Raw genomic sequence first — 11,518 nt, forward strand, 5'->3', positions numbered from 1 at the left:
AAATATAAAATTATAAGAGGTCCATAATGGAATTTACACATAAACGCACCACCCTAATTACAGCATCGTTATTGTTGGTATTGGCGATATCACAGGGTATTTATTCAGCCCTTTACAGTGCTGAAATTAGTTTTTCAAGGCAGGTTGCTTGGGGGCTAGAAGCGTTGGTATTTACTTTACTTGTTGCCTTTGCAGGCACGGCTATGGTGCAAGCAAAAAACGCTCAACTAGGCTGGTCGGCTATCGCGTTTAGTGCAGTACTTAACATAGTGCAGGTAAGCGTTGGACTTACTTTGTTTTCTACATTTGGTAAAGTTGCAGGCACAGTAGAAGGCGCACAACCTTTAATTGGTGGTGTGGTTTCGTTGTCATTCATGATTTACTACGCAGCAAAATTATTATTAGGCTTAGCAGCTCTTGTATTTGGCCTATCTTTCATTGCTAAAGGTGGCAAAACCATTGGCGGCCTTACAGCCCTAGCAGGCGCAGTTGCAATGCTTGCCAATGCAGTATTAATTATTGCTGGCCGTGATGGATTCCTGCCATCTGGTGTTGCTGGTGCATCAGGTATGATTGCAACGTTACTTTTAGCAATCTGCTTAATTAGCCTTAACCGAAAGCAAGACTAAGGTTTAATACCTTTTTAGTAAGGCAGTTACTTAAATAAGTTATAAACATCGGCGTGAATTAGAGTGCTAATTCGCCGATGTTTTACGTTTAAAGTGATGCCCACGTTCAACTTAAAGTATTCGTCTACCGCATCCCAAGTTAATGCCCTCTTCGTAATCTCTAAAGACTAATTCACAAAGAGGCTATGAGGCGCTGCGCTTTTAGAGGAGGATAATGGCTTATATCAAAGCGATTTAACTCAGTTAAGCTTTGGTGTGTGTAGTCAAGATTTGACTTCATTTATTCTCGTAAATTCTTGTTAATTACGCTTTTTAATAAATCGAATTTCGTAATGATATAAACAGGTTCTTTTTTACATTCGACTTTATAAAGATATTGATTTTTAAGAAAATTAGTTTTTTCTTTTATTAAACTAATTTGCTCCCATGGTATTAAAAAATTCCTGGGAAATAGTAGAATCAACATCCGTTTTTGGCTTATAAATATACCTTGCTGAAATGATTTGATATTTAGCCAAGTCCGATATTCACTGTTTTTCTCACGAGAAATATCTGCCACATTCGTCAAGTACATACTGCTTGATTTTAAAAGTGAGGAATCAGAAATAATTAAATCCGTTTTATATTCTCTAGCTAGTTTAGGGTAATACCCAATAATGCTTTGGATATAATTGACTAAAATATAGAACAATAAAAATAAAATTAAGCATATAACAAAGTCCATTTTTTAATACTCCGAAAACTTGCTCTGCACTGCTGACTAAGCTGAAATTTAAGATGGGTGTCTTATTAATTGTTCTTCTTGCAATTGCCATAAGACACCCTGCTCGTTTTTTGCACTAACTAAAACGTAATCCTAAATTTTGAAAAGAGCAAAATTTAGGATGGGTGTCACTGTTAATTTTCGCTTTTGTTATTTAACCCCATAACGCCTTTTAATAATGTTATGGGACAAAACTTACATCGCAGTATTTATACACAACAACTAATTTTATTTTTATTAGATCTTACCTTTAGTAAAACGATTTATAAAATTACCACTCATTTTGAAACCGTGAATCACTTTCACAAGGTTTTCCATCGCCATCACCATCCATTTTTGTATTCGGGCAGTTATTAATAAAAAATTTAGAATGGGTGTCACTGTTAATTTCTTGCTTAGCTGTAGTGCGGTTGAGTGCCAAAAGCGGACATTGGTAACGCCTTGCTAAGCATGCAATTAACCTCTGATAAATTTACTTCCTGTATTTAATGCTTTGGACATGCCATAGAATATTTCATAGGTCTCATGCAATTTAACCTTTGGAGATAAATTAGAGTATGTTCTATCTTTAAAGCACCAATGTATATGCTTTTTACCACTCTCTAATCGTTCTTGATAACAAACTATATTCAGGTCATATAAGAATTGTAAAAAATCTTCAGGTGTTGACATGAACCTTGGGCGAGCACTAGCAGTAGCAGTAGATAAAATAAACTGACTATGGGCTTCAAATGCTTTCAAATATACTTCATAAGAAAAAGTATTTTTACCGTTTAGGAACTCGAAAAACTTTAAGAAGTTTTCATAATCATAATCAGAGTAATAAAAGGCTAGTTGATCTTTTACTTCCCCAAGTAAATAATCTGAATAGTTTCGTTTGAAAACTCCATCATCAAAATCATTTTGTGAAAAAACTTCTTGATTGTTATTTTTAGAAATAGTTCTTTCTTGAATCATAGAAAGCATTGTTACTATATCTCTAGGCCTATATAGCGCATACCTTAAGAAATTAACAAAAGATGATGATTTCTCAAATTGAACGTTCAGACTTGGTGTATCAAATGGAAAGTAATGATCCCAACACTCGCCATAGATAAATTCCTGACCTTTTTGCTGCTGTTGTTGCAAAAGAAGGTCTGACATTTTAAATAAGTCACTATGTCGGTGATCTCTGTATGTTGTTGACCAATTAAGTAGCACTGAGTTATCTCTTATTTTTGTATTTTGGTTTTGCAAACCAAGTGATGCAAAAATATCAGGCCTAATCAACAAAACGGCTCTCATTCTTCCCTTTGAATCTCTGATGCTAGGAAAAAAGTCATTATTAATTTCCCATACAGCATTTGCTAGACCTTTGATACATTCTAAATAATCATCATAAGGTATTGATGAAGGTCGTATATCGATACCATCGATAAATAAAATATGATTTTTTTCTAGCTTTATCGAGCTAAGAGCACTCTCGAAGTTTTTCTGTATATAAAGTAAGTTTGTTTGGAATCTTGATTCACTAAAAGCAACACTATCTTTTAGCTCACCAGAGGCCTTGGCGTGTTTGGATAATAACTCAGCCACTAACTTGGATTCACGAATAAATTGTAATGCGTATTTTATTTCAGGTGAAAATGCATGAACATAATATTCTTGTATCGCTTCGTGTAAAGCTTGAAATTTGGTAAACTTCTTAAAAAGTCCATTCCCACCTTCTTTTTCATAAACTTGTTCAGCTAACAATAAGTATATAATCACCTTCCAAATAGATGAATAATCAGATAAATCTAACTGTTTTTCTTTTTTAGAGTAATAAACTTTTGATATTCAGTTTCTCTAATGTACCTAAGAGAAGCATTATTATTTTGATACGTATTATTAACAAGGTATACAGAATAAGCTGTTTTCCCTGTCCCTTTGTCACCGACAAGAAAGGATGTAGAAGACTGACACAATTTATCTAGTGATTGATTCTTTATAAAAGAATGGTTAAAAAATTCTTTATTCTCTCTTCGTTTATAATTTTCTGCATCACTGAAACCAAATGAAAGATTGTTAATATTTTGCATTTTTATCCTTAAAAAACATTGAATTTAAACTTAAACCCGAGGCATGCCTAACAGCTTATTGAACATCATTTTGGTGATTTAGAACACACTAACACGGCGTATATTACATACCCTGATAATTTCATCAATAATTACCTTTGTAAACAGGTAATTAAAACAGCTAAAATTTCAAACTTGTTACCTTGCACCAAAGCGGCAGTTAATAATGTTATTGGACAAAATTAGAATATTACTCATCAAAACAGAACTAAGTTTAACTTTACAAGCGTCCGATTATCACTGCCTTAGAACATTCATCTTACATCAATTAGCTTGGCCGGTTGAAACTGTTGTCATAATATTCGATACAAAATAACTCTCTAAACATACATTATTAAATTCTAAAAAAGATAAAATATTAAATTTTAGCTTTTTAAGCCTCACTGTTTAATGTTTTAGTCGGTTTTAAGCCCAACAACCTAATTCCGAACCCTATGATAAAAACCCAAATCGGGAACATCAACACCATCTCTGCAACCCCCGCCATATATGGTTCCTTATTCCAAATGTGTGAGAAACCATTCCAAAATTGGATGAGAAAGAGCATCCCCAAAACGACTTTCAATAATGTTATGGGACAAAACTTACATGGCTATATTTATACACAGCCATTAATTAATTCTATTTTTATTTAACCAAACCTTTAACTAAACGGTTTATAAAATTACCACTCAGTTTTGAACCGTGAATCATTTTCACAAGGTTTTCCATCGCCATCACCATCCATTTTTGTATTCGGGCAATTATTAATAAAAAATACCGCTTCTGCACGTGAAGTCATTTGGCTGCAGTGCTGCCTGCCATCGCAGGTAAAGTTTTGTGTGCTTTTTGGAATAACGGTTTTTGGGTATTGTTCATCAAATGTGGCTAAATCGGCGTTGGTAATAACGGGAGTGTGGTTATTAAACTGCTCACTACTTTGATAATGGCTGTATTTATTTACTGCGATGAAGCCAAGTACAGCGATAATGCTAATTGAGGCGACTTTGCCTAAAAAACTGTCGGTAAAATTAGATTTAGCAACACGATGATGGTTTGATTTTTTATGTGTAACTTTAAGCGCAGCTACGCCTTCTATCCGGCAATTAACGGCTTTGGTTTTACCATCGGGCTGTGTAGCGACTTCAAAATAAAGGGTGTCGCCCACTTTTGGCTTGCGGCTCATATGTTTGAGCGCTGAAATGTGTATAAAGGTGTCGTGCTCTAGGGTGTCTGATTTAATAAAACCAAAGCCCTTTTCGTCATTCCACGCTTTTAACAGTCCTTTGTTCATGTATTTACCTGTGCTGATTAAGCTGCGATTACGCAAATTCCATTTAAGTTAAGAGTCGTTAGTATACGTTCCTAAATTGCTACCACGCAACCAAATATTCATATTAGGTTAATTTAAACACGCCAATTAGTTGGCAAAACACTTAACCGTATAAGGAAAATACCGAGCTTTGAGCTTTAAAAAAGCAGCAAAAAATAGCCTGTTTTAATTTATAAATTACGGCCATTTGTCCTTTATTCTGCTACTGCTGACTTTTGCAAAGCGATTAGCTTAACAGCTTGTTTACACTCGGTTTTGTTATTAGTTATTTCTATCTGAATTAAGCGTTTTTAGTGTGATTTTTCATTCGTTATTTACTTAATTTATCTATACAATCCACACCTTATTTTTACGTGCAATTTTCAAGTGATTATCTCATGCTACTAACCGTTGTTTATATTATTGGTATTACCGCAGAAGCCATGACTGGCGCACTTAGCGCTGGGCGAATGAAAATGGACTGGTTTGGCGTGGTGCTAGTAGCTAGTGCGACCGCAATTGGTGGTGGTAGCGTTCGAGATATATTACTAGGCAATTACCCGCTTACGTGGGTACAACACCCAGAGTATTTATTAATTACCTGTATTGCCGGTATTGTTACTACGTGGCTTGCTAAATGGGTAGTTAAATTTAAAGGCATATTTATGCGCTTGGATGCCCTTGGTTTAGCTGCCTTTAGTATTATTGGCTGCCAAGTGGGGCTTAATATGGGATTACATTACGGTATTTGTGTAGTGGCAGCGGTTGTAACGGGTGTTTTTGGTGGGTTACTGCGCGATTTAATATGTCGCCAAGCACCGTTGGTATTACACAATGAGCTATATGCAAGCGTATCGTTACTTGTAGCGTGCTTATACCTAGCATTGCACCATTACAATATTGACGACAACATAAGCATTGTTGTGAGCTTGGTTGCAGGCTACTTAATACGTATTGCATCAATACGCTTTAAATGGCGCTTACCTACCTTTAGTTTATTAGAGCAGCACGCTAAATAAAAATAACCTTCAATACAAAATAAGGCAGGTAATATACCTGCCTTAGTTAATATAACTATTAGCGTATTAATTTAATGCCCGCTTACATCACTTAACGCGGTTTTTAACCCGCTGTTATTTTGCTTAAGTACGCTAAAACTGCCATCGGTTTCTAACACTACTGCGGCTACATCTTCTATGGCTAATATACCCGCACCACGAATGGCAGCGCGAATTTCTGATTTTGTTACCCGCTGCGATTTAAGTGCCGCCGTGCAATATTCTCCATTACTCAGCAATAGCGTGGGCTCAGCTTTTACTAAAGCTGCAAATTTAGATGAGCGCACACTAAGCCACGTAATAACATATTGCAGCCCTATTAATACGACAAAGGCAAGTATGCCCTCAGCTAAAGGGACACTTTTTGAAATAATAACAGACGCTAAAATAGAGCCCAGCGCAATGGTGACTATAAAGTCGAACACGTTCCATTTTGAAAGCGTACGTTTACCCGATACACGAAGCCAAAACACCAGCGCGATATAACCCAGTACACCTATTGTAAGTACACGTAATAACCCCTGAATATCATCGTAAAACATAGTGGTTCCTTGCTATTAAAGGTGGCAATTAGCTTTTGCTTATAACCCTACATGGCGCTAAGTTAAATAACGATGAATAAAGTGCCTGCATTTACTTTGTTAGTTGTTTTACAAACTTAATTTTACTTAGCTCTGTGCTTTGTTTATCAACGTAGCCACAAACGTGATAATCATTCGTGATTAGCATAGTCAGCATTTGAGGAAACCTGTTCATAGATTTAACGTGTATATTGGTAAAGCCTTGTTCATAAGCCCACTTTTCTTGTTGAACAAGTAATTTTTTAGCAATACCTAATCTACGATAGTTAAAATGCACTCCACCAAGCCAACTATAAAATTGTGTATTAGATAGCTCATAGCCAATTTTAAAACCAACTAATGTATCTTCTTTATGTGCTACTAATATCAATGCTTTTTTGTTTTCTAAACGGTTACGTAAAGTGTCGCTATCAATGCTTGTTAGCAGTTCAGGGATATATTCACTTACTGCGGTTACATTATCAATTGTGCCTGTGGTTATTGTAATAGGCATGTAATTCCTAGCTTTATATTTGCGCCTAAAAGCCCTTTTAAAATCAGGTATATAATAAACATCATAGAGTTATAGGCTAGAAATGTTCCAAGCTACAACTTACGATAATTTCTAATTACAAATCTTCAATTGCAGCTTTTATTTCATCATAAAAAAAGTCACCGAAACTGTTTGCCAAAATTTTAATTTCTTTGTGTCTTTTGTAAGATAAGCTGGTTTCTACAACGGGGGAATGCTTTTTTGAATCCGATAAGTGTAAACTGAACAAAGGTCCATAACCTGAAGCTTTTATATATATCATATTATTTGAAATATCTGTTCGCTTTCGAGCTGATTCCGTCGCAAAAATAACACAGGGTATTTCACCCACGTCTAGCCCAAACTGAGTTAAGCCATAAAAGGATTCGCCTTCAAAAGATAACGAACCATAGATTCCTAAGAAATATTTATAATCTAAAGGAAATTCTAAACCTAAACGACTTTCAGCATCAGTTATATCTTTATCAGAAACCCCGCCTGTGAATAAAATCTCCTCACCAGTGCTTTCCATCATCTTGATAGCTAATTTAACTTTCTCTATCGACATATAAGCTCACTAAATAAACTCACGAAGTACACTCCCTCATCTGGCAAAGAATATTGTTGACAACAACGCTCGCAAAACCATTTTAAATCGTAATGCTCAGATGTGATGCCAATAATGTACGGCCTTGGATCAATTTTGTTATGTTTAGAAGTAGAATCATGTAAATGACTACATACCTTTTTATTTAGATTAATAGTAAAGTTAAATTTTTTTCAAGTTTCATCTGCTACTTATAAGTTTAAAGCCTAATAAACCGTTACAAAACTTAATTATAATTAAATAAGGTACTACATGTATTTATTAATGTTAAATTAAAACTCAATCAAATTTAGGACGAAGTTTTTCTCTCATTGCTAACATGTTATTTGGTGTAATAACCCACCGTTTTTGATCATCAAATTCAAAATCTATTTTAAAACGCTTTGTTTCATTTTCCATTTGAAAAAGCAGCTGATTGAACTTCTTACCGCATTGCTGGTAAATATCTTCTCTTAGTTGCTCCAAAGCATTACCTAATAACAACCGATCTTCTTCAATTGAAGCAGTAGCAGGTCGTACCCTATCGCCGGTGTATAAAAACCCCGAATTAGATATGTGCCCTTCACCAAATTCAAATATGAAGGTAAATTCAGTCCACGTATTTTCTAGGACTTTTTTGCAGCGTAGAAATAGCTCAGCTATGTTCATTAATATATCTTGTTTAATGTTAATAATAACCCACTTATAATATCTTCATATTAAAATAAAACCTAGCATTATACTAAGTCACTCATGATAGGGCACTGTTTAAGTCAATAAAAATTTATAATGCCAAAATTAACCCTCTCAATATAAAACTTACCCTACTTTACATTTACACTTTATAAACAATTAAATTTAAGCAATAAAAGCTTTATATACTAATTTTGATACACCACTAAAAGCAATACTACCAAAAAGCACGAAAGCATAAATAAAAATAATTGCTCCAGCTGATGGATCATTTCTTTTTTCTATCTCAATGCATAATGAGCACACCACAATAAAAATGAAAATATTAAATACAACACCAAAAATATAAGCACTGCCTAATAGTGGTAATGCACCGACCAATATAGCACTTATAAAAAGCAATGAGCCTGAAAGTGAATGTTTATCAAACCTAGCTTCAATTATTTTTATTGTTAGTGTACTAAGCATTAATATTAAAAAATAAAGTGTGGGCCAGTATTTTTCGTAATAAGAGCTATTACCGTTTGTTGAGTTACGTTCGGAAAAACTAAAATCTATTAGCCAATAACATAAACCAAAGAACATTAGCCATGAAAACGCAAAACCCGTAAGCTGTTTAAAATCTACATTTCTTTTTGCTTTGCGTTCTACTATTTTTGCTAAAATAACGCCTACTATATTTACACACATTAAAAGGCTAAATGCATACCAAAATGTTTCCATGTAAAAATATGCAAAACTAGGTGTAATAACCAGTAGAGCAAGATTAATCTTCTCATCGTTTTTATCATTTGAGCTTTCATCTAGCTCTATATCATCTGTAAAAAGGGCAAGATAAACAAACAAAGGTTGTAAAAAAGCATTAAAATGCATGTATTTAGTAGAGACATTAATCGTCCTTAACTTTTATGTTAATACAAAATATACACTGAGCGTGCATTGAAAAATTTAGGTAAGAAATTAAAAGGTAGCTTACTTTTAAATCATGTAAAATTAAATCGGTATCGTTTTTAAACTTTTAAATCCTACATTGAACATTTACAACTCGCTGTATATAAAAGATAACATTTTTAGCGAATCGTCTGACTCTTATAGTTTTACGTTTAATACTTAAATAAAACAAGACAAAATCTACAATTATTTATATCTTGTTACTACGTGTACTTTTGGTAATTTCGTTCTTTATAGCTAAACGAGAGCTTTTAATATCTTTGAAAAAATTATATTGATATTGGATGAGTTTTTGGTATTTTTGCCCTTTAATCAAGAAAAAAGAAAACAACATTAAAGCCATATTAATAGCTGAAGCAATATGGTAGCCATTGCCTTCAATAACAAAAAAAGATGGCAAACATATAAACGCTAAAAAAAGCGCATAGTATTTTAGTATATTTGTACAAATAAAAGAGCCGCGACTTGCTTTAAAGTTTAAGAGGCAAAACACTACCCCAACTGAAAATAAAATACCTAACAGCCATTCAGGGCTGGTATTGAGGTATTGTGTTAATAAGGTCATCCCTGAGTAGGCCGTCCCTAAAAGTAAAAGAATCGTTACTAATAGAAACCTAATTAAAAGCTTCCATGGAGGTAACAATAAAACCTTCATATCGTTTTGAGACACTTATTCACCTCTTAAATGATGCCATTCACACAGACACTCTAGTTACACCAATCTGAAAAAGTGCCAGCTATTTGAATTGTTCCTCTATTGTTATTTACCCAGGTATCAATTGCAGGGCCAGATTTAAAATATGAGCCCGTACCAGGCCAATAGTAAGTCCCATTTAAACTCTCACAAAGTGCTAAATAAATAGGCGTCGAGTTAAATGCCACATTTTCACCTTTCTCAACTAACATTTCAAATGAGATTTGATTATAAGAATCACCTTTAAAAGTAGTAACTACATCAGCAGTAAATACATACTTTTGGGAATCATCAGCTTCTTGAAAAACGTCTACTCTAATAATTGTTACTTTAGCTAAATAATCTGTACTTTTAACCGCTTTTTTAAAGCCATCAAGCTTTAATAAATGAATATGCTGAGCTTTAGTACTAAAGCTAAAACTTATAAAAAAATGTACGCAATCAGCGCTTTTAATTGGCTAAAAGTTTTCAATAGAAGCTAATTTGCTAATCGCAGTGGTGTTACAAACCCAGTATTTTTTTTTGTCACTCTTTTGTAGCGTAACTGTTTTTTCATTTGTGAGTGTATCGAATTCCTCACTACTGTAATCACTCAATGTAATTTCACTTCCTTCTTTTTTAAAAACCAAACTGTGTTCAATAGCTAAAAAACGATGATAGCTCGACTTTTTTACATTATTGAGCTCCGTTGAATCAATAACTGAGGCTTCATTTATAGTTAATTTATCTAAGTAAAATTTACTACCTACTTTACTTACAATCAACTCCATAGGTTTAGGCTCACTAGCATTACATTTAAATATAACTTGCGAAGCACCTTGAGCTGCATTACATGACGCAATAAAACAAAAGAGGTTAATCTGAAGAAGCTTATAGAGGTTACTTTTTATCATGCTTTTTAAATACCCTCAGTAGTTTAATATTATAGTTATTTAGCAAAGACACTACTTAATGTTTAACTGATACACCTAATAAATCAAAGTTATAAAGCGTAACTGAATCGATAGAGTGTTCTTCAACTAACTTAGTGTTTTTTACGCCAATAACCCCTTCATCAATACTAATATTGCTTACATTACTGCTCAAAGTGAAGTTAGGGAGTGCGTATAGCTCTGAGTTGATGATTTGATATCCCTTTAATACTTGCAATTTATTACCTGCATAATACTTTATTAATGCATAATAATTTTTGTCTTGTTCCAGCAGTGTTATTTCTGGCGTGTGGCCTCTTAATCGAGTGGCAATAAAAGGGATCCCTTCACTAAAAGCCAAAATGTAGGTATCACTTGTAGGCAAGCAAATACCTGACTTATTTTTGTGGAGTAATTTAACTTCTTCAAACTTCAATGACTGAGATAGCCCTGTTTTGTCCTCAATTTTTATAGGTTTAAATACTTTCATATTTAAACACTCTGACGCCAAAGCGGTATGACTTATCGTAAGTAATAAAGCACAAATTAAAGCTTGTGTAAGCGTTATAAGCTTTAGCAGTTTTTTTAGCGAGGTTTGTTCAGTCTTTACTTCATTCAACCTGTAAGTAGTAACCCTTTTAACAGATTGAATCATTTTTGTTGGTGACATTGAAAAGTCCATTTTTAACGTTATTTTTTTAATTACAATTTTTTAGTGGTAAGTAAGTAAGTAAGTAAGTAAGTAAGTAAG

Annotated in this window: 16 protein-coding genes; 2 read left to right on the forward strand and 14 right to left on the reverse strand. The window is 33.8% G+C overall.

Translation table 11 applies throughout. The annotated features are described in order from the left end of the window. Positions 1-26 precede the first annotated feature (26 nt). A complete protein-coding gene (locus H5118_RS16100; protein ID WP_182749482.1) occupies positions 27-629 on the forward strand; it encodes a thiamine biosynthesis protein ThiC in 603 nt (200 codons plus the stop codon). Between the two features lie 280 nt (positions 630-909). Here H5118_RS16100 and H5118_RS16105 read toward each other — a convergent pair whose 3' ends face one another. The 5 genes from H5118_RS16105 to H5118_RS16120 all read right to left on the reverse strand — a co-directional run bounded on the left by H5118_RS16105 (position 910) and on the right by H5118_RS16120 (position 4,764). After that, positions 910-1,353, reverse strand: coding sequence for a hypothetical protein (locus H5118_RS16105; protein WP_182749483.1), 444 nt, complete (start codon positions 1,351-1,353; stop codon positions 910-912). A gap of 310 nt (positions 1,354-1,663) precedes the next feature. Continuing rightward, the gene (locus H5118_RS16110) at positions 1,664-1,813 is read right to left on the reverse strand and encodes an excalibur calcium-binding domain-containing protein (protein WP_409074714.1); all 150 of its coding nucleotides are present in this window, start codon (positions 1,811-1,813) and stop codon (positions 1,664-1,666) included. 35 nt (positions 1,814-1,848) lie between these two features. Then, positions 1,849-3,126 (reverse strand): P-loop ATPase, Sll1717 family, encoded by a 1,278-nt coding sequence (locus H5118_RS16115; protein ID WP_220497267.1) that lies wholly within the window; start codon positions 3,124-3,126, stop codon positions 1,849-1,851. Positions 3,127-3,170: 44 nt separating this feature from the next. Next, positions 3,171-3,452: a hypothetical protein gene (locus H5118_RS20480; protein WP_220497268.1), complete on the reverse strand. Its 282-nt coding sequence runs from the start codon at positions 3,450-3,452 to the stop codon at positions 3,171-3,173. Between the two features lie 703 nt (positions 3,453-4,155). After that, positions 4,156-4,764: a cold shock domain-containing protein gene (locus H5118_RS16120; RefSeq protein ID WP_182749485.1), complete on the reverse strand. Its 609-nt coding sequence runs from the start codon at positions 4,762-4,764 to the stop codon at positions 4,156-4,158. Positions 4,765-5,180: 416 nt separating this feature from the next. Between H5118_RS16120 and H5118_RS16125 the strand changes: the two genes are divergently transcribed. Then, positions 5,181-5,801, forward strand: coding sequence for a trimeric intracellular cation channel family protein (locus tag H5118_RS16125; protein ID WP_182749487.1), 621 nt, complete (start codon positions 5,181-5,183; stop codon positions 5,799-5,801). 71 nt (positions 5,802-5,872) lie between these two features. On the opposite strand, the gene H5118_RS16130 is transcribed toward H5118_RS16125, so the two are convergent. The 9 genes from H5118_RS16130 to H5118_RS16170 form a co-directional block, all read right to left on the reverse strand. After that, positions 5,873-6,382 carry a DUF421 domain-containing protein gene (locus H5118_RS16130; RefSeq protein ID WP_182749489.1) on the reverse strand — a complete coding sequence of 170 codons (510 nt, stop codon included), beginning with the start codon at positions 6,380-6,382 and terminating at the stop codon, positions 5,873-5,875. 91 nt (positions 6,383-6,473) lie between these two features. Next, positions 6,474-6,914 carry a GNAT family N-acetyltransferase gene (locus H5118_RS16135; RefSeq protein WP_182749491.1) on the reverse strand — a complete coding sequence of 147 codons (441 nt, stop codon included), beginning with the start codon at positions 6,912-6,914 and terminating at the stop codon, positions 6,474-6,476. Positions 6,915-7,029: 115 nt separating this feature from the next. Next, positions 7,030-7,500 (reverse strand): SMI1/KNR4 family protein, encoded by a 471-nt coding sequence (locus H5118_RS16140; protein WP_182695921.1) that lies wholly within the window; start codon positions 7,498-7,500, stop codon positions 7,030-7,032. A 318-nt stretch (positions 7,501-7,818) separates the two neighbouring features. Next, positions 7,819-8,187: a hypothetical protein gene (locus H5118_RS16145; protein ID WP_182736194.1), complete on the reverse strand. Its 369-nt coding sequence runs from the start codon at positions 8,185-8,187 to the stop codon at positions 7,819-7,821. A gap of 189 nt (positions 8,188-8,376) precedes the next feature. Then, a complete protein-coding gene (locus H5118_RS16150; protein WP_182749493.1) occupies positions 8,377-9,084 on the reverse strand; it encodes a hypothetical protein in 708 nt (235 codons plus the stop codon). Between the two features lie 268 nt (positions 9,085-9,352). Further along, positions 9,353-9,832, reverse strand: a complete 480-nt coding sequence (locus H5118_RS16155) for a hypothetical protein (protein WP_182749495.1) — start codon at positions 9,830-9,832, stop codon at positions 9,353-9,355. A 38-nt stretch (positions 9,833-9,870) separates the two neighbouring features. Beyond that, positions 9,871-10,044 carry a hypothetical protein gene (locus H5118_RS16160; RefSeq protein WP_182749496.1) on the reverse strand — a complete coding sequence of 58 codons (174 nt, stop codon included), beginning with the start codon at positions 10,042-10,044 and terminating at the stop codon, positions 9,871-9,873. Between the two features lie 270 nt (positions 10,045-10,314). Continuing rightward, positions 10,315-10,749: a hypothetical protein gene (locus tag H5118_RS16165; protein WP_182749498.1), complete on the reverse strand. Its 435-nt coding sequence runs from the start codon at positions 10,747-10,749 to the stop codon at positions 10,315-10,317. Positions 10,750-10,804: 55 nt separating this feature from the next. Next, on the reverse strand, positions 10,805-11,257 hold the full coding sequence (locus H5118_RS16170) for a hypothetical protein (protein WP_182749500.1): 453 nt from the start codon (positions 11,255-11,257) through the stop codon (positions 10,805-10,807). Positions 11,258-11,518: the final 261 nt, after the last annotated feature.

Origin of the sequence: Pseudoalteromonas sp. SR41-1, assembly GCF_014164015.1 — a bacterium.
Classification (GTDB): Bacteria; Pseudomonadota; Gammaproteobacteria; order Enterobacterales; family Alteromonadaceae; genus Pseudoalteromonas; species Pseudoalteromonas distincta.